Raw genomic sequence first — 18715 nt, 5'->3', positions numbered from 1 at the left:
GAGAAAACGTGTCTACAACCGCTAATGCAGGAACTGCACCTGAAACAGGCTTTCGTCGCTCCGCCGTTATTCTTCTGGGGCTGTTGGGTGCTATTCAGGTAGCAGACCCTATCCTCTCCTCCTTGGCATTGGTGAAGGCCTCGGACGAACTGAACTTCTCAGCTTCCACCCAGTCCCTAGCCGCTGGTATTTCAACCCTTGCCCTGGCAGCAACAGCTATTCCTGGCGGTATGTTGGCTGACCGTTACGGTCGTCGTTTACTCCTCGCCTTGTCTGTGCTTGTTGCCGCGGCAGGTCAGCTGATGACCGCCAGCGCAGGTCTGATTGATCCCAAGGCAGGCACGGCTGTTCTCTTCTATTTATTGGGCCGTGTGATTACTGGTGTGGCTCTTGGTGTGACCTTTGGCGCCTCTTACGGCATGCTGCGTAATGTCTCGAGTACAAAATCTCTGGGACCCGCGATGGCTACCTTCAACATCGTCAACGGCGTTATCCCTGTCATTGCAATGGTGTTGGCAGGCGTCTTGATTGCTACAAGCTGGCGACTGGCATATCTGATTCTTCCCGTGGTTGCGGTGATTGGTTTCTTCTTTGTTAAGCCCATCTTGCCCAAAATTGACAAGCTGCCTCCCTCGAAAGTTGATTACCTCGGCATGCTTTTTGTGGCTATCGGTATTGCCGGTTTGCTCTATGGCATCAGCGGTGCAACGAACGGCTTCGGTCACCCCTCGTTTTATGTTCCAGTGGTTATCGCCCTGATCGCTCTGGCAGCATTCGGTATTCGAGAAAATCGCACAAAGTCTCCTGTATTCCCCATCAAGCTGCTGACCCACCCCGCATTCTTGGGTGCTGTAGTGATGGGTATTTTCTGGAACATGGCATCAGCCTCGTTGAGCCAGATGCTCCCTAACATGTGGCAGTACGTGACGCACATCCCCGCAGCACTGTTGGGTGCAGCAAGCTTGCCTATGTCGGCAGCAGGAATCATTGGTTCGGTCATAGCTGGAACATTGCTGGGTAAGGGTTCTGTGCCTCGCACCACTGCCATCTCCGGCTACGTCTTGATGGTTCTTGGTTTTGCCAGCTATCTCATCATTGGTCCCACCTCGAGCTACTTAATGTTCCTCCCCGGCATGGTCATTGCTGCTGTGGGTTGGATGATGAACGCAACGAGCCAAGGAAACCTCTTCATTACTTTGGCCCCTGCCAAGTTCTATGGCCCCGTTACCTCTAGCAAGCTCGCTGTGGGACAGTTCGGTTACGCGCTGGGTCTGACCGGTAGCACTGTCATGGTCTCGCTCTTTACGCTCTCTGGCGTGAAGAAGGCAACCAATGGCGCAGTAGCAGGGGATAGTAACTGGGATGCCATCACCAGTTACATGGCAACCGGTTCGACGACAAACTCCTCGTTGTCAGCGGTGAGTACTGCGGATCTTGCTGCGATCTATTCGAGTGCTTTTGTCTCCACCATCAGCATCATTGCTGTGGTGATTGCCCTTGCCGGTGCCACGATGTATCTCTTGCTCAAGAACAAAAAGGCCAGCATTCCTGTGGAAGAGTACTTGGGTTTGACGAACTAAGTCTTCTCGACTTTCTTCATTTCCTCGTTGTTCTTTAGGCTCTAGTCATGCTGACCCGTGAAGAGTTTCTCGCTCGTGTTCATACTCCTTACGCCATTGACGGCGGAATGAGCACAGAACTGGAACAACAAGGTTGCCGTCTCGAGGGTTCCCTCTGGACTGCTCAGGCATTGCTCGATGACCCAGCACTGATCCAGGCAGCCCACAAAGCATATGTTGATGCGGGAGCAGGCGTGGTCATCACTGCCAGCTACCAAATCTCACGCACGGGCTTTGTTGAAGTAGGACTCACAGCTGAAGATGCCGACCGCGCACTGCGCGCCAGCATTGAGGTTGCACGCAAAGCCGTTGCGGGAACGGGCACCCTCGTTGCCGCCAGCGTGGGACCATATGGAGCCATCCTCCACGACGGAAGCGAATACAAGGGCAACTATGGCAAGACTGTTAAGGAGCTTCGTGCGTTCCACGCTGAGCGCCTCTCAGTAATACTCTCTGCTAACCCTGATCTGCTCGCCATCGAAACCATTCCTGATGCCCTCGAAGCGGAAGCTCTTGTTGCAGCGCTCGCAGAATTCCCTGGGGCAATTGCTTGGATGAGTTTCTCCCTAGGTCCTGATGGGAAGTTGTGGGCAGGGCAGAGCCTTGCGGAGGCAGCGCAGATAGCTGCCTCTTCTCCGGCTATTGCGGCCATCGGAGTCAACTGCGTTGACCCGGTATTGGTTTCTGCCGCTATCGCTGAAATCCGCAGTGTGAGTGATCTGCCCATAGTGATTTATGCAAATGGTGGTGGAACCTGGAACTCGGAAACTGGTTTGTGGGAGAACGCAGATGCGGATGCACTGGTTTCCTATGCCCAGACCTGGGCGCGTGAGGGAGCATCACTTATTGGTGGGTGCTGTGGTACTCACGCAGGAGATATTCGCCAGCTTGCTGCAGCGCTGTAGTGGGTAGTGCGCTTTAGCACTCAATCACGTTGACGGCGAGACCGCCTTCGCTGGTCTCCTTGTATTTGGTCGACATATCCAAACCGGTCTGACGCATGGTTTCAATCACAGTGTCCAAGGACACCAGGTGATTGCCATCACCATGCAGGGCAAGACGTGCTGCGCTCACCGCGGTTGAACTGGCAATGGCGTTACGTTCAATGCAGGGAATTTGAACCAGACCACCGACTGGATCGCAGGTGAGGCCAAGGTGGTGTTCCATAGCGATCTCTGCTGCGTTCTCCACTTGACGTGGTGTTCCGCCCAACACTGCACACAAACCACCAGCTGCCATGGCGCAGGCAGGGCCTACTTCGCCTTGGCAACCTGCTTCTGCACCCGAGATTGATGCGTTGGCTTTGAACAGTGAGCCGATAGCCGTTGCGGTGAGTAGATAGCGACGGATGCCCTCTTGGTTGGCTCCGGGCACAAAGCGCAGGTAGTAGCTGGCAACAGCGGGAACAATGCCGGCAGCTCCATTGGTGGGAGCAGTGACCACTCTTCCGCCGGCAGCGTTTTCTTCGTTGACGGCAAGGGCAAAGGCATGCAGCCATTCGATGGTGGTGTCACGGCTATTGGCCGCATCGGCGGTGACCAAATGTTCGCGCAGTTCTGCAGCGCGTCGCTTCACGTTCAGACCACCAGGAAGTGTTCCCGCAGAGGTGAGCCCCGCGTTGACGCAGGAGTGCATGGTGTCCCAGATGGCATCCAAGCGCTCAGTGACTTCCTGCTCGGTGTGCTGAGAAAGTTCGTTCTTGAGGGCAACCTGATCAATGGTGAGGTTCTGCACATCGCACAGCGCCAACAAAGCAGTGGAGGTGCCATAGGGAAGCGGCCATTCGGTTTGAATGCTGCTGGTTTCTTCGCCGTCGCGGCGAATGAAACCACCGCCGACTGAATAGTAGGTCTGTTCCCATAGGGGTATTGCATCCGCACCGAAGGCGCGGATAGTCATGGCATTGGGGTGGCCAGGTAGTCGGGTGCGAGGTTCAAAGTTGATGTCTGCTGGGGTGAATGCGATCGATTGTGTGCCACCGAGGTTGAGGGTGGGGGCACTTTCTAGTGAGCTCCAGGCACTGCGCACTTGTTCGGGCATGCACGTCTCGGGGGCAAGGCCGGTCAGTCCCGCAATTACAGCACCGGGGGTGCCATGGCCAATACCGGTGGAGCCGAGGGACCCATAGAGGCTGCAGTTCACAGAGGTGACTGAGCTCAGGAGGTTCTTCTCGCGCAGGGTGGTAACGAAGTCAAGGGCAGCCCGCATGGGTCCCACAGTGTGGGAACTGGAGGGCCCGATACCAATGGAAAACAGGTCAAAGGCTGAGACGTACGCTGTCACGGTACTGAGCTTAGGGTTGCCGCGGCAATCCAGCTAGAGAATTGTGGGTGCGCGTGTCCGGTCAGTGGGACGGACTAAATCCAGCTGGGCATCCACATGTGAATGTGCCAGTACCAATACGGAATCTGCATTCCACTCCAGAGTGGGTAGAAGAAGATACTGACCAATACAGTGAGGATTCCAAACACAGTAAGGATGGCAATTCCTGTGTTGCGTTTGTAGTCATCCTTGATGGCCAAGATCACACTCACCACGAACGTGATGGCGAGGATCATGTAGGGCTCATAGACGATGCCATAGAACTGGAACACGGTGCGGTTGAGGTACATCAGCCAGGGCACATACCCGGCGACGATGCCCATCAGGATAAAGCCCACCTTCCACTCGCGGTAGCGAACCAGTCGGTATAGCAAATACCCCAGTGCTGCCGATCCGCCCCACCAAATCAGAGGGTTGGCAATGGCAGTAATTGCTGAGGCGCAAGAGTCGAAAGTGCACCCAGCTTCACCATTGTTGACGCCTTCATAGAACATGCTGGTTGGTCGCCACATAATCAACCAGGTCAGTGGGTTTGCTTGGTAGGAGTGAGGGGTGACCAAGCCCACATGGAATTGGTAGGCAGAGACGTGATAAGCCCACAGGCTTTGTGCCCAGTCCGGAACCCACGACAGCGGCCCGCTCCAGCGCAGGCTGGTGTCTTGCGATACCAAGTTGCGATAGTAGCCACCGCTGGTGAGAATCCAGCCAGCCCAGCTAGTGACATAGGTCACGACAGCAATGGGAACCATCAAGATAAAGGTTGCAGGTCCTTGCTTGAGTAGCGCTGCAGAAATCCAGAAGGGCAGGCCAACGCGGCGTCGATCCAGGGCATCCATCACCACAACATAGACAGCAAAACCCGCAAGGAAGTAGAGGCCAGACCACTTCACGCTGCAGGCCAAGCCAAAGGCGAGACCCGCAAGAATCAAATAAGGCCTATTCCACAGCGTCGGACCCCAGGTGGGACCTTGTGCTTCATCGCCGAGTTGCGCCCTGCGTCTGCGCAGCCAAGCCATGAGCCTGGGCAGGTTTTGCTCACGGTCTAACAAGACCAGACCAAAGCCGGCCAAGGTGAACAACGTAACGAAGTTATCGAGCAGACTCACCCGAGAAAGCGTGATGGCATGTCCGTCGATAGCCATCAAGCTTCCCGCCACCACGGTCAACACAGTGGAGTGGAAGAGTCTCTGCGCTATGAGCATCACCATGAGCACAATCAAAATGCCGGCAATGGCAACACCAATACGCCAACCGAAGGAGTTCTGGGCTCCAAAGGCAGACATACCCAGACCGATCAGCCACTTACCCAGCGGTGGGTGAACCACATACGACGGGTCGGTGCTGAAACCAGAAGTATCCCCGGCATTGAAGTTGGCATCAGGGTTCTCACCCCAGGTGGACTCATAGCCGTTGTTCCACAACGACCAGGCGTCCTTCACATAGAAGGTCTCGTCAAAAACGAGAGAGTGCGGGTTGCCTAAATTCCACAGGCGTAAGGCGGCAGCAACCAATAAGACAAGCGCTGGAGCTATCCAGCGCAGGTTTGCTGACCACACCTGTTTCATCCGTTTAGCCTAGCGAGTGAGAACCCTGCCAAACTGGGTGTGTGATTATCTTGGCCGCAACTCCTATCGGGAACTTAGGAGACGCCTCCACTCGACTGGTGGAGGCTCTGAGTAAAGCCACAGTCATAGCCAGTGAAGATACCCGCACCACATCCAAACTGCTCAATGCTTTAGGGATTGAGAACAGGCCACGCCTGATTGCACTCCACGATCACAACGAGACCTCCAAGTCGCCAGAAATCATTGAGTTGGCCAAGGAACAGGATGTCCTTGTGCTCTCTGATGCAGGAATGCCCACGGTGAGTGACCCAGGCTTCCACCTCGTTGAGGCAGCTGCTGCAGCAGGTATTCAAATCACCGCTATTCCAGGGCCCAGCGCGGTCATTACCGCGCTCGCCGTGGCAGGGCTTCCCACCGATCGCTTCACCTTCGAAGGTTTCCTGCCGCGGAAATCGGGGGAGCGTAAATCTGCATTCCGGGAACTTGCCCGCGAATCTCGCACCATGGTCTTCTTTGAATCACCCAATCGCATTGCTGAATCCTTGGCAGATGCCCGGGATGAATTGGGTACTCACCGTCGGGCTGCAGTGTGTCGGGAACTGACCAAACTCTATGAAGAGGTCAAGCGCGGAACACTGTCCGAGCTTGCCGACTGGGCAGCAGAAGGTGTGCGTGGCGAGATTGTTCTCGTCATTGGTGGAGCAACGGCCGCAACCGTCACTCTCGAGGATGGTTTAGCCCAGGTTCAGATACTGGTTGCTGATGGTGTGCGTCTGAAAGAGGCCACTACACAGGTTGCTGAAGAGACGGGGCTCTCCAAACGGGACCTGTATCAGGCAGCTCTCGCAGCAAAATAGAATAGAAGCTATGTCTGCCGGCAAGAGCTTCTACGTCACCACCCCTATCTTCTACGTCAACGACGTACCACACATTGGTCACGCCTACACAGAGGTAGCTGCAGACGTGCTCGCACGCTGGCACCGCCAGGCCGGCGATCGCACCTGGATGCTCACTGGTACTGACGAACACGGTGAAAAGATTTTGCGCACTGCAACCGCAAACGGTGCCACTCCCCAGGAATGGGTAGATCGCCTCGTTGAGTCTGCGTGGAAGCCACTGCTAGACACCATTGATATTTCTAACGATGACTTCATTCGCACCACGGATGCTCGTCACGAAGACAATGTGAAGAAGTTCCTGCAACACCTCTATGACGCTGGATACATCTACACCGGGGAATACGAGGGCTCTTACTGTGTGGGCTGTGAAGAGTACAAGCAGGACTCTGATCTGGTTGAGGGCACCGGAGAGTTTGCCGGCGAGAAGGTCTGTGCAATTCACTCCAAGCCGGTAGAGAACCTGCACGAGAAGAACTACTTCTTCCGTATGAGTGACTTCACCCAGCCTTTGCTGGATATGTATGAAGCAAACCCCAACTTTGTACAGCCTGAATCTGCCCGTAACGAGGTTGTCCAGTTTGTGAAGCAGGGGCTCAACGACCTCTCCATTTCTCGCTCCAGCTTCGACTGGGGAATCAAGCTTCCCTGGGATGAATCGCACGTTGTCTATGTGTGGTTCGATGCACTGCTGAACTACATCACTGCTGCAGGTTACGGCTATGACCAGGAGAAGCTGGATTCTCTCTGGCCTGCTACCCACATCGTGGGTAAAGACATCCTTCGCTTCCACGCGGTGATCTGGCCTGCCATGCTCATGGCTGCCGGTGTTGAGGTTCCTCACCAGGTCTATGGACACGGTTGGCTACTCGTTGGTGGCGAGAAGATGTCCAAGTCCAAGCTCACGGGTATTGCACCCAATGACATCACCGACACGTTCGGTTCGGATGCATTCCGTTACTACTTCATGAGCGCAATTAGCTTTGGTCAAGATGGCTCCTTCAGCTGGGAAGACCTTTCTGCTCGCTACCAGGCTGAGCTTGCAAACGGTTTTGGAAACCTTGCCTCGCGCACCCTGGCCATGGTGACCCGCTACTTCGACGGAGTTGTTCCCGCCGCTGGTGAACTTACCCCATCGGATAAGGCCATCGTGGACGTCGTTGCCGCGGCAGCTGTTGAAGCAGATGCAGCAATTGAGCGGCTGGCGATCCATGATGCGGTGACCTCGATCTGGACCATCGTTGATGCTCTCAACGGATACATCACTGAGCAAGAGCCCTGGGCTCTGGCGAAGGATCCTGATCAGGCTGGCCGCCTTGCAACTGTGCTCAATACGGCAACCGAGGGCCTGCGTGCTCTTGCTGTGTTGCTCTCGCCGTTCATGCCTCAGGCGACCCAGAAGCTGTGGTCAGCTTTGAACGTTGAAGCAAGCCTCGGCGCCCTCACTGCTCAGCCCATCCGCGAAGCAGGGAAGTGGAACCAAGTTCCCACCGGAACCACCGTTGGCGCTTTGGAAGCCCTTTTCCCACGTATTGAGTCCTCCGCCGAGTAGTCGGATCAGCCAATATGACCGAATCGGCATATATTCGTCAGCGCGACACCACAGCCGAGCACGGCCAGAAGCGTGACTTGTCCTACCCACCACTTCCAGAACCCCTCCCGGTCGCGGTCTATGACAATCACACTCACCTCGAGATCTCTGATGGTGAGCAGCCCATCGATTATCACGAGCATCTCGAACGTGCTGCCGAGGTGGGCATTGTTGGCGTGATTCAGGTTGGCGGCGACGTGGAGACATCGAAATGGTCTGCCACAGTTGCTGCTGCAGAACCTCGAATGCTTGCCGCTGTTGCTATTCACCCCAATGAAGCCCCACGCTACGAAGAAGCAGGCACGCTCGATGACGCTTTGGCCGTCATTGATGAGCTTGCTGCCTGGCCCCGCACGCGTGCGGTGGGGGAGACCGGACTCGACTTCTTCCGCACGGGTGCTGAAGGTCTTGCTGCGCAACGTCGATCCTTCGAAGCACACATTGAGATTGCGAAGAAGCACTCCATCGCAATGCAGATTCATGACCGTGACGCACATGATGACGTGATCGAAACGCTGCTGCGCGTGGGAGCCCCAGAGAAGACCGTGTTCCACTGTTTCTCAGGGGATGCCACGATGGCCAAGATTGCCGCCGATCACGGTTGGTATCTCTCCTTTTCAGGAACGGTCACATTCAAGAAGAATGAAAACTTACGTGAAGCACTCCGTGTGATTCCTCGTGAGCTTGTGCTGGTGGAAACGGATGCACCGTTCCTGACACCCACTCCCTTCCGGGGTCGGCCCAATGCTCCCTATATGACTCCTCACACTGTTCGCTCCATGGCAGAGGTTTTGAATGTTGATCTGGGTGATCTGTGTGCACAGATTTTCTTCAACACTGAGAAGGTTTATGGCTCGTGGCAAGAGGGGCTTGTCGAATGAGTGTGAAACTCCTCGGGCCTGCCGAGATTCGAGATCTGGCAGAGATACTAGATGTCACTCCAACGAAGAAGTTGGGGCAGAACTTTGTCATTGATGCCAACACGGTGCGCAAAATCGTCAAGGTTGCTCACGTTGAATCAGGGGACAAAGTTGTTGAGATTGGCCCAGGGCTTGGTTCTTTAAGCCTGGGCATTGTGGAAGCAGGGGCTTCCTTGGTTGCGGTGGAGATTGATGGCCGCTTGGCAGCACAGCTGCCTGCAACCTTTGCCGAGATGGCACCGGGTGCTGACCTCACCGTGATTCACGAAGACGCGATGAAGATTTTGGAGCTACCCAACGAGCCAACACGTCTGGTTGCCAATCTCCCCTACAACGTCTCCGTTCCTGTGTTGCTTCACTTCCTGGAGCACTTCCCCAGCATTCGTTCGGGTGTTGTCATGGTTCAGGCCGAGGTGGGACACCGTCTGGCTGCTGAGCCTGGTTCGAAGGTGTATGGCGGGCCCAGTGCTAAGGCTGCTTGGTATGGCAAGTGGCGCATTGCGGGCACTGTGAGCCGCCAGGTGTTCTGGCCGGTACCGAATGTGGACTCGGTGCTTGTGGGATTTGAGCGCGATGCTGTGGAGCCCGGCGATGAAGCATTGCGCCGCCGCACCTTCGAGATCATCGATGGGGCATTCGGCCAGCGGCGCAAGATGTTGCGCCAAGCTCTCTCCGATCTGTGTGGTTCCAGTGCAGCTGCTACCGAGCTATTGGAGTGTGCAGGGATTGATCCCACTCTGCGCGGAGAGCAGCTCACCATTGCTCAATTCGTGTCAATTGCCAACGCCAGCTAGTTTGGAATCATGACCGAGACAGGTGCACGCGAGGTGGCTCACGTTCGAGCCCCCGGCAAAATCAATGTCTCGCTCGCTGTTGGCGCAGTGATGGAGGATGGTTACCACGACGTGGCAACCACCTATCAAGCAGTCAGTCTCTATGAAGACATTCGCGCCTACCACGCAGATGATTTCTCCGTATCGTTCACCGGTGATTTTGATCTCAGTGGCGTTCCGCTCGATGCCAGTAACCTCGCCATCAAGGCAGCGCAGCTACTGGCTCGTGCAACGAAGTACCGCGGTGGTGTTCGACTGGTCATCGAGAAAAACGTTCCCATTGCCGGGGGTATGGGCGGCGGTTCAGCAGATGCTGCTGGAACCCTGGTTGCCTGTGATGCACTGTGGGGAACCAATGTGGGCAAAGAAACCCTGCTCACCTTGGCAGCTGAACTTGGCGCTGACGTTCCTTTTGCTCTGATGGGTGGCACAGCCATTGGCACTGGACGCGGTGACCGTTTGAGTCCTGTGCTCACCAGCCACGAACACTTTGAATGGGTTCTGGTCCCTGCGGACTTCGGGCTGAGCACTCCCGCTGTCTATGGCGAACTTGATGCTCACCGGGAACGCCACATTGCAGATATCAAACCTGCACCTCAGCTGCCCACCGTGGACACTCATGTGCTTCAGGCACTGCGTGCGGGTGATCCTGTGCAACTTGCAGATGCGTTGAGCAATGACTTGCAAGCACCTGCCCTCCATTTGCAGCCTTCCCTAGTGGACATTCTGGAGCTCGGTGAAAAGAATGGTGCACTTGCCGGCATTGTTTCAGGCTCTGGCCCCACCCTCGCGTTCCTGGTCGAAGATGAAGAATCTGCAGTTGATCTTCAAGTGACACTCAGCGCTGCAGGCCACAAGGCACTTCGTGTGACCGGCCCTGTCCACGGCGCACGCCTGGTCAACGACTAATGGCGCACTTGCTCGGTGGAGAAAACCTCCACCTTGAATTTCCCACGCGCGTCATCTTTGAGGGCATCACCGTAGGCCTCAACGACGGTGATCGCATTGGTGTTGTCGGTCGCAACGGTGACGGCAAGTCCACCCTGATGAAAATTCTTGCAGGGCGGTTAGAACCAGATTCTGGTCGCGTTACGAGGCGCGGTGGCATCACCTTAGGAATGCTGGACCAATCCGATGAGGTTGACCCCACACTCACCGTGGGCGAGGCCATCGTGGGCGGTATTGAAGAACACGTCTGGGCCGGGGATGCCAAGGTTCGTGATGTTCTTGCCGGTCTCGTCTCGGATATTCCTTGGGATGCGAAGGTGGGAGATCTTTCTGGCGGTCAGCGCCGCCGCGTCGCACTGGCAGCATTGCTGACCGGAGACTGGGACGTCATTTTCTTAGACGAGCCCACCAACCACCTAGATGTGGAAGGTATTTCCTGGCTTGCCTCACACCTGAAGAAGCGCTGGCCTAACGGTCAGGGCGGTCTGCTCGTGGTCACTCACGACCGCTGGTTCCTCGACGAAGTCTCCACAGACACCTGGGAAGTTCACGACCGGATTCTGGAGCCCTTCGAGGGCGGCTATGCCGCGTATGTTTTGCAACGTGTGGAACGCGACCGCATGGCTGCGGTGAGTGAGGCCAAACGTCAAAACCTGATGAAGAAAGAATTGGCCTGGCTTCGCCGTGGTGCACCCGCACGAACGGCAAAACCGAAGTTCCGTATTGAGGCAGCCAATGCCCTCATTGCAGATGAACCACCTGTTCGTGATCAGATCACCCTCTCCCAAATGGCGATGCAGCGTTTGGGTAAAGACGTGGTTGATCTCGAAGATGTCTCGGTCAGCTTTGGCGACAAGCAAGTATTACGCAATGTCACCTGGCGTATTGCTCCTGGTGAGCGCACCGGAATTCTCGGTATCAACGGTGCAGGAAAGTCCACATTGTTGGGGCTGGTTTCTGGGCATGTGGAGGCAACGAGCGGTCGTGTGAAGCGAGGCAAGACAGTCAAGATTGCCACGCTTACTCAACAGCTTGATGAGCTCACCGCTGTTCAAGACATGCGTGTCAGTGCCGTCGTTGCAGAAAAGCGCACCACCTATGCAGTTGGTGGCAAGGAGATGACCCCTGGCCAGTTGTTGGAACGCCTCGGTTTCACCTCAGCACAGTTGGCCACTCCCGTGAAAGATCTCTCTGGTGGTCAGAAGCGACGCCTGCAGCTACTTCTTATCTTGTTAGATGAACCGAACGTGTTGATCCTGGATGAGCCCACCAACGACCTCGACACAGACATGTTGGTCGCGATGGAGGACTTGCTGGATACGTGGCCAGGAACCCTGCTCGTGATCTCTCACGACCGCTACCTACTCGAGCGCATCACGGATAATCAATACGCCGTGCTCGAAGGCCACTTCACCCATCTGCCTAATGGGGTGGATCAATACCTGGCACTGCGTGCCAAGCAAGTCGCGGCTCCTGCAGCACCCACCAGCACAGCTTCACCGGCAGTTGCACACAAGGCTCAGCCACAGCTTTCAGGGGCCGAGCTTCGCAACGCAGAAAAAGAGTTCGGCTCTATTGAGCGCAAGATTGCTAAACAACAAGCAGATATTGCTCTCATTCACGAGAAGATGGCCGCCCATGACCCTAACGATTACGTGGGCCTGGGTGAATATGCAGCGCAGATCAGTGCGTGCGAAGGAACTATCGCAGATCTCGAGATGCGCTGGTTAGAACTGAGTGAGTTGCTCGGGCACTAAACCCCTGCAAGTCCTTCACCTATCAAAAACACGGCCGAGAACACCGTGAAGCACACAGTCAGTGACATCGCTGTGAGGTTCAGGGCAGATCGTTGGCGCTTGACCACATAGGTAAACAGATTCACTGCGGCAGCGATGGCTACCCCCACCACACCAATGAACGGCATCACCCAAGTGTCTGTCACAGGAACACTCTCGCGGAACGCGCCAGTGATCATGGGCAGGATGACCCACAGCAGAAAAGCTCCGACGGCAAACCAGAGTGCTACTTTGCCTGACTTTTCAGAGGGCCAAAATCCTCGGTGGCGTGCCATGTTTAGTCAGCGGATTCTTGGGTGTCGACATCGATGCTGAGTCGCCGTAAAGATTCCGCCAAGCGGGTTTGTTCACTACGTGAAAGCGAAGACAACAGAATCGCCTCGGCATCTACCAAGCGGGTAATGGCAGCATCAACGCGCGTCAACCCTGCGGTTGTCATCTCGACCAGAACACCACGACCGTCATTGGGGTCTTCTCTACGAACCACCAAACCGCTGTCGACCAGGCGGTCGATGCGGTTTGTCATAGTTCCACTGGAAACCAATGTTTGTTGCAGTAATGCCTTGGGGCTGAGCTGGTAGGGGTGGCCTTCACGGCGCAGAGCTGCAAGAACATCGAATTCCCACGATTCCAACTTAGATTTGTGGAACGCGTCTTTCCTGGCGCGGTCTAGCATCTTGGCCAGGCGCCCTACGCGGGAGAGAACCTGCAGGGGAGAGAAGTCCAGATCGGGACGCTCACGCTTCCACGACTGCACAATGCGGTCGACTTCATCATTCTCTGGGGCCATGCATCCATTATCCCTGCTGGAATCTGGCAGACTGTACGTGTGGGTTTCCTCAAAGAGAATCCACGGTCCGCCATAGTGTAAAGGCAGCACAACAGTCTTTGGATCTGTTGGTCTAGGTTCGAATCCTGGTGGCGGAGCTCCCGATCAAAAATTGGAGACGTGAGTGACCGACGCACAACTAGCCATCGTGGTTCTTGCAGCTGGTCAAGGCACTCGCATGAAGAGCTCCACACCCAAGCTGTTACACAAGCTCGGTGGCGTTTCGGTCGTCAGTCACGTTCTTGCTACTGCACGTGAACTGAACGCAGCACACGTAGTTTCTGTTGTTCGCCACGAACGTGACCGTCTGGTGGAGGTCATTGAAGTTGACCTGCCCGAAAGCATCATTGTGGATCAGGACGACGTTCCTGGCACCGGTCGTGCAGTTGAGCTTGCTGTTGCTGCACTTCCATCCGGGTTCGCGGGGGATGTGCTCGTGGTCAACGGAGATGTGCCACTGCTGGATGCTGAAACACTCCAAGGCTTGATTAATCAGCACCGCGATGCGCAGGCTGCCGCAACGGTGTTGTCCACCATCTTGGACGATGCCACTGGTTATGGTCGTGTGATCCGTTCTGCTGATGGCAACCTGGAGAAGCTCGTTGAGCACAAGGATGCCAATCAGGATGAACTGGCAATCAAAGAAATCAATGCCGGGATCTATGTCTTCTCTGCACCTGAGCTTCGTGCACAGTTGAGCAACCTCACCCTCGACAATGCTCAGGGCGAGAAATACATCACTGACGTGATTGGTCTTCTGCGCGAAGCAGGAGCGACCGTAGCGGCAGTAGAGATTCTTGATTCTTGGAAAGTCGAAGGTATCAACGACCGTGCTCAGCTTTCTCGTGCGGCAGGTTTGCTCAATGGCTTGATTGTGCGCGGCTGGCAGCTTGCTGGTGTGACAATTACTGATCCTGCCTCAACCTGGATCGATATTCAGGTGCAGCTTGCTCCAGATGTGGAAATCAAGCCAGGAACACAACTTCTCGGTGCCACCGTGGTGGAGACCGGTGCCGTGATCGGTCCCGACACCACCTTGCTCGACACAGAGGTGGGCGAGGGTGCTGTGGTCAAGCGCACCGATGCGACACTGTCAGTCATCGGTGCTGGTGCATCGGTTGGCCCCTTCTCTTACCTGCGTCCAGGAACCTATCTTGAGGCAGACGGAAAGATTGGCACTTTCGTTGAGACGAAAAATGCTCGCATTGGCAAGGGAAGTAAAGTCCCTCACCTGTCCTATGTCGGCGATGCCACCATCGGCGAGGGAAGCAACATTGGTGCTGGCACCATCTTTGCTAATTACGACGGCGTGACCAAGAGTCACACCACCGTGGGTTCCCATGTTCGAACTGGGTCTCACAACACCTTCGTTGCGCCAATTAGTATTGGCGATGGAGCCTATAGCGGCGCTGGTGCGGTCATCCGTAAGGATGTCCCAGCCGGAGCACTCGCCATTAACGTGGCCCCACAGCGCAACATAGACGGCTGGGTTGAAGCCAACCGTCCCGGCACCGCAGCAGCGAAAGCTGCTGACGAGGCCAAGTAGCTCACCCCACACGAGTCAAACCACCTTCGAAAGGCCGCCAGTGTCAGAAATCTCCGTGTCAACGAAGAAGAAGCTCGTGATCGTGAGTGGACGCGCTCACCCACAACTTGCCACCGAAGTTGCTGCCGCACTGAACACCCACGTCTCCGGCACCGACCTGCGCACCTTCGCCAACGGTGAAATCTATGCGCGTTATGACGACAGTGTTCGTGGTGCTGATGTCTTCGTGGTTCAGTCTCACACTGCCCCCATCAACGAATGGGTAATGGAAACCTTGATCATGATTGATGCGCTCAAGCGTGCATCGGCCAAGCGCATCACGGTAGTTGCTCCGTTCTATCCCTACGCTCGTCAGGACAAGAAGGGCCGTGGCCGCGAGCCCATCTCTGCTCGTTTGATTGCTGACCTGTTCAAGACCGCAGGTGCAGACCGCATCATGAGCGTCGATCTCCACGCAGCACAGATCCAGGGCTTCTTTGATGGCCCAGTAGACCACCTCTTTGCTATGCCCGTGCTGCTCGAGCACTTCCGTGCTCAGCTCGACCCTGCAACACTCACCGTGGTGTCTCCAGATATGGGCCGTGTTCGCGTTGCCGACATCTGGAGCGAGAAGCTAGGTGCTCCACTGGCCATTATTCACAAGCGTCGTGACCCCAAGGTTCACAACCAGGTCACTGTTCACGAAATCGTGGGTGAAGTTTCTGGCCGCGTCTGCCTCTTGGTTGACGACATGATTGACACCGGTCGCACCATCGTGAAGGCTGCTGAAGCTCTGGTTGCTAATGGCGCCATTGGTGTTGTTGTTGCTGCCACACACGCCGTGTTCTCAGATCCTGCGTGTGAGATTCTGCAGTCTGAGTTCATTAGTGCAGTTGTCGTCACCGACACTCTTCCTATCGCTGAAGAGAAGCGCTTTGACAAGCTCACCATTCTTCCGATTGCGCCACTGCTTGCCAGTGCCATCCACGAAGTCTTCGAAGAGGGTTCTGTCACCTCAATGTTTGATGGAGCTGCATAACAGCAGTTTCATGACTGTGGGCCTCTGCTGTGCAGGGGCCCTCAGTGAAGCGGTTGTCTGTGAATTTGTGGATTCGTCGCCCCATGAACCACCCGAGAAGCACACATCCCAAAAGGATGGCTTGGGTGGAAAGAATCTGGGCGAGCGCCCTACAAGCCTAGTTCGGCAAGCGTGGGTGGATTACACCCAGCACGAGAGCAGGTGATGGCGCCGACTTCCGCTGCAAGGGTGAGCAGGTCAATCCATTCATCCAGTGTGACCTTGGCCAGAAGTTCCTCAGCATTACCGCCAAGTGCTCCACGTTGCTGCAATCCATATAACGTGGCGCCCAGGAAGGAGTCACCGGCACCGACGGTGTCGACAAGTTCAATAACCGGTGCCTTCACGCTCACCGTGTCTCCGGTGGGGGTGAACAGGGTTGCCCCGTCTGCGCCACGAGTCATGATGACGTGGTGACCAGCGCCAGCCCAGAGACGAGCAGTGTCAACCGGTGAGCGGTCGGGATAGAGCCAGGCGAGGTCATCATCTGATGCCTTCACAATGTGTGCCAGTTTGATCTGGCGCTCCACACGCACTGTCTCGTTCTCGCGTTCAAAACCGAGACCTGGGCGAATGTTGAGGTCAATAATGACAGTCGAGTTTTCCGTTGAGTGCAGGTGGCCGGCGAGGTTCTCAATCACCGAAGCACCAGGCTCAATAGCGGTGGCAACGGAGCCAATCACCAGTGCAGCTGGTGGTTCCACTTCCAAGTGAACAAATGCACCCAGAGTCCAACCCCAGTCAGCAGTTCCTTTGAGATAGAAGCTGTAGCTGGCCTTGCCCTGATCATCCAGCGATGCCACAGCCAGTGAGGTGGGGTCACTGGTTCGCTCAACCAGTGAGAGGTCAATTTTCTCTGGGCTGAGCCAATCGTGCAGCTTCTGGCCAAACTTGTCATCACTCATACGGCCTGCGAAACTCACGTGTGCACCTAAGCGAGCTAAGGCAATGGACACGTTTGCTGGTGCACCACCAGGCTTGGCCTGATAGCTGCCGTCAGCTTGTTGGATGAGGTCGATCAGTGCCTCGCCAATGACCACAATGCGATCACTCATGGTTGTCTCCTTTGTGCGGGGGAGGGAATTCCCGCAATCGGATTTAGTGGGTGCTGGGCTCAGCTTCGATTTCGGTGCGATCTCCCGACCACAGCGTGTGGAAGGTGCCAGGCATGTCTACGCGCTTGTAGGTGTGAGCCCCAAAGAAGTCGCGCTGACCCTGCACCACAGAAGCGGGAAGGCGCTCAGCGCGCAGACCGTCGTAGTAGGACAGGGAGGAAGCGAAAGCAGGAATGGGGTATCCAGCAAGGGATGCTCCAGCCACTACACGGCGCCATGCGCCCAGAGACTTCGCTACAGCGTCGGTGAAGTAACCATCAAGAAGCAGGGACAACAGGTTCGCATCTTTGCCATAGGCCTCTGCAATGCGGTTGAGGAACTGGGCACGGATGATGCAGCCACCACGCCAGATCTTGGACACAGCACCCAAGTCAATGTTCCAGTTGTATTCCTTCGCGCCGGCACGAATCGCATCGAAGCCCTGAGCGTAAGCAACAATCTTCGAAGCATAGAGGGCAAGGCGTACTTCCTCAACGAAAGCTTCCTTGTTGGGAACCTCGAAGGGGAAGGTCTCTGCGGGAAGGTTGTTGGCCGCATCGCGCTGTGCACGCTGTGATGACAGCGAACGAGCAAATACCGCCTCAGCAATACCGGAAACGGGAACACCCAGGTTCAGCGACGTCTGAACAGTCCAGACACCAGTTCCCTTGGAGCCTGCCTCATCCAGAATGACATCAACCAGTGGCTTACCGGTCTTGGCATCGACCTGCTTGAGAACCTCAGCGGTGATCTCGATCAGGTAGGACTCGAGCTCGCCCTTGTTCCATTCGGTGAAGATATCTGCAATCTCGGCAGGAGAGAATCCGCCGATGTTACGAAGCAGGTCGTAAGCCTCAGCAATGAGCTGCATATCTGCATACTCAATACCGTTGTGAATCATCTTCACGAAGTGGCCAGCGCCGTCGGTACCCACGTGAGTTACGCACGGTTCACCCTCAGCAACAGCTGCGATGGAAGAAAGGATGGGGCCGAGGGTCTTGTAAGACTCTGCAGAACCACCGGGCATGATGCTGGGGCCCTTGAGCGCGCCCTCTTCACCACCGGAAATACCTGCACCCACAAAGTGAATGCCGGTGGGGGAGATCGCTGCCTCACGTCGCAGAGTGTCGGTGAAGAGTGCGTTACCGCCGTCGACAATGATGTCGCCAGGTTCGAAGCGTTCAGCCAGCTGACTGATCACAGCGTCAGTTCCGGCACCAGCCTGAACCATGATGATCGCGGTGCGAGGCTTTGCCAGTGATGCGACAAAGTCATCAATGGTCTCGGAAGCAATGAAGCGAGCCTCTGGGTGCTCGGTGATGAGCTGCTCGGTGCGCGCATAGGAACGGTTGTAAACGGCAACGGTGTTGCCTTCGCGGCTGGCAAGGTTGCGTGCCAAGTTAGAACCCATAACGGCGAGTCCTACGACTCCAATGTTTGCCTTCGCGCTCACGAATGCGTCTCCTAGCTGAAGAAAAGTAAAAAGTGGGAAAGATAAGAGGTATTCAGTCGTCTCTTAATGAATAACGTCTCTAATTTCAATCGTACCCGACCGAGGATTGCCCTTCTTGCTCGATTTCGCGCTGTTACGGCTTTCCCGCTACAGTAAAGGAGTACTTCGGCGAGGGATATCTCTTGGATATCCGTTATCGACGCGGTGGAATGTGGCTCTCGCCGTTTCCTCACGCTGACATGCGTT

16 protein-coding genes and 1 tRNA gene are annotated in these 18715 nt (G+C 55.8%); 11 read left to right on the top strand and 6 right to left on the bottom strand.

The features are described from left to right. Nucleotides 1–8 precede the first annotated feature (8 nt). Both M2120_RS04305 and mmuM read left to right on the top strand, forming a co-directional pair. A complete protein-coding gene (locus M2120_RS04305) occupies nt 9–1580 on the top strand; it encodes an MFS transporter (protein WP_280797486.1) in 1572 nt (523 codons plus the stop codon). Nucleotides 1581–1627: 47 nt separating this feature from the next. After that, nucleotides 1628–2524, top strand: a complete 897-nt coding sequence (mmuM, locus tag M2120_RS04300) for a homocysteine S-methyltransferase (RefSeq protein WP_280797485.1) — start codon at nt 1628–1630, stop codon at nt 2522–2524. Between the two features lie 13 nt (nt 2525–2537). On the opposite strand, the gene M2120_RS04295 is transcribed toward mmuM, so the two are convergent. Beyond that, entirely contained in the window at nt 2538–3902 is a 1365-nt protein-coding gene (locus tag M2120_RS04295; protein ID WP_280797484.1) for an L-serine ammonia-lyase, read from the bottom strand. Nucleotides 3903–3976: 74 nt separating this feature from the next. After that, nucleotides 3977–5506 (bottom strand): dolichyl-phosphate-mannose--protein mannosyltransferase, encoded by a 1530-nt coding sequence (locus tag M2120_RS04290; protein ID WP_280797483.1) that lies wholly within the window; start codon nt 5504–5506, stop codon nt 3977–3979. Between the two features lie 41 nt (nt 5507–5547). Here M2120_RS04290 and rsmI point away from each other — a divergent pair, with 41 nt between their 5' ends. From rsmI to M2120_RS04260, 6 genes are read left to right on the top strand one after another with little or no spacing between them, the layout of a single operon-like run. Further along, on the top strand, nt 5548–6363 hold the full coding sequence (gene rsmI / locus M2120_RS04285; RefSeq protein WP_280797482.1) for a 16S rRNA (cytidine(1402)-2'-O)-methyltransferase: 816 nt from the start codon (nt 5548–5550) through the stop codon (nt 6361–6363). Between the two features lie 10 nt (nt 6364–6373). Beyond that, nucleotides 6374–7954 carry a methionine--tRNA ligase gene (metG, locus tag M2120_RS04280; protein WP_280797481.1) on the top strand — a complete coding sequence of 527 codons (1581 nt, stop codon included), beginning with the start codon at nt 6374–6376 and terminating at the stop codon, nt 7952–7954. 14 nt (nt 7955–7968) lie between these two features. Beyond that, the gene (locus M2120_RS04275) at nt 7969–8874 is read left to right on the top strand and encodes a TatD family hydrolase (protein WP_280797480.1); all 906 of its coding nucleotides are present in this window, start codon (nt 7969–7971) and stop codon (nt 8872–8874) included. Continuing rightward, nucleotides 8871–9707: a 16S rRNA (adenine(1518)-N(6)/adenine(1519)-N(6))-dimethyltransferase RsmA gene (gene rsmA / locus M2120_RS04270; protein ID WP_280797479.1), complete on the top strand. Its 837-nt coding sequence runs from the start codon at nt 8871–8873 to the stop codon at nt 9705–9707. Before M2120_RS04275 ends, rsmA begins: the two co-directional genes overlap by 4 nt. Nucleotides 9708–9716: 9 nt before the next feature. Beyond that, nucleotides 9717–10655, top strand: coding sequence for a 4-(cytidine 5'-diphospho)-2-C-methyl-D-erythritol kinase (locus tag M2120_RS04265; protein ID WP_280797478.1), 939 nt, complete (start codon nt 9717–9719; stop codon nt 10653–10655). Further along, nucleotides 10655–12451 carry an ABC-F family ATP-binding cassette domain-containing protein gene (locus tag M2120_RS04260; protein WP_280797477.1) on the top strand — a complete coding sequence of 599 codons (1797 nt, stop codon included), beginning with the start codon at nt 10655–10657 and terminating at the stop codon, nt 12449–12451. Before M2120_RS04265 ends, M2120_RS04260 begins: the two co-directional genes overlap by 1 nt. On the opposite strand, the gene M2120_RS04255 is transcribed toward M2120_RS04260, so the two are convergent. Continuing rightward, nucleotides 12448–12765 carry a hypothetical protein gene (locus tag M2120_RS04255; RefSeq protein WP_280797476.1) on the bottom strand — a complete coding sequence of 106 codons (318 nt, stop codon included), beginning with the start codon at nt 12763–12765 and terminating at the stop codon, nt 12448–12450. The genes M2120_RS04260 and M2120_RS04255 overlap by 4 nt on opposite strands. Nucleotides 12766–12767: 2 nt before the next feature. Further along, complete coding sequence (locus M2120_RS04250) at nt 12768–13280, bottom strand: MarR family winged helix-turn-helix transcriptional regulator (protein WP_280797475.1); 513 nt, start codon at nt 13278–13280, stop codon at nt 12768–12770. A gap of 66 nt (nt 13281–13346) precedes the next feature. On the opposite strand from M2120_RS04250, the gene M2120_RS04245 reads away from it, so the two are divergent. The 3 genes from M2120_RS04245 to M2120_RS04235 all read left to right on the top strand — a co-directional run bounded on the left by M2120_RS04245 (nt 13347) and on the right by M2120_RS04235 (nt 15883). After that, a tRNA-Gln gene (locus tag M2120_RS04245) sits at nt 13347–13417 on the top strand. A 26-nt stretch (nt 13418–13443) separates the two neighbouring features. After that, nucleotides 13444–14865, top strand: a complete 1422-nt coding sequence (glmU, locus tag M2120_RS04240; protein ID WP_280797474.1) for a bifunctional UDP-N-acetylglucosamine diphosphorylase/glucosamine-1-phosphate N-acetyltransferase GlmU — start codon at nt 13444–13446, stop codon at nt 14863–14865. 49 nt (nt 14866–14914) lie between these two features. Continuing rightward, nucleotides 14915–15883 carry a ribose-phosphate diphosphokinase gene (locus M2120_RS04235; RefSeq protein ID WP_432418548.1) on the top strand — a complete coding sequence of 323 codons (969 nt, stop codon included), beginning with the start codon at nt 14915–14917 and terminating at the stop codon, nt 15881–15883. Between the two features lie 149 nt (nt 15884–16032). Here the strand turns inward: M2120_RS04235 and M2120_RS04230 are convergent, their stop codons facing one another. Continuing rightward, a complete protein-coding gene (locus M2120_RS04230; RefSeq protein ID WP_280797472.1) occupies nt 16033–16977 on the bottom strand; it encodes a carbohydrate kinase family protein in 945 nt (314 codons plus the stop codon). A gap of 43 nt (nt 16978–17020) precedes the next feature. Further along, the gene (gene gndA, locus M2120_RS04225) at nt 17021–18427 is read right to left on the bottom strand and encodes an NADP-dependent phosphogluconate dehydrogenase (RefSeq protein WP_432418547.1); all 1407 of its coding nucleotides are present in this window, start codon (nt 18425–18427) and stop codon (nt 17021–17023) included. Nucleotides 18428–18715 lie beyond the last annotated feature (288 nt).

The organism is Aurantimicrobium minutum (assembly GCF_029893825.1).
Lineage (GTDB): Bacteria > Actinomycetota > Actinomycetes > Actinomycetales > Microbacteriaceae > Aurantimicrobium > Aurantimicrobium minutum_C.
The sequence above is the reverse complement of the archived record's forward strand: the minus strand, read 5'-3'. Positions and strand labels throughout refer to the sequence as shown.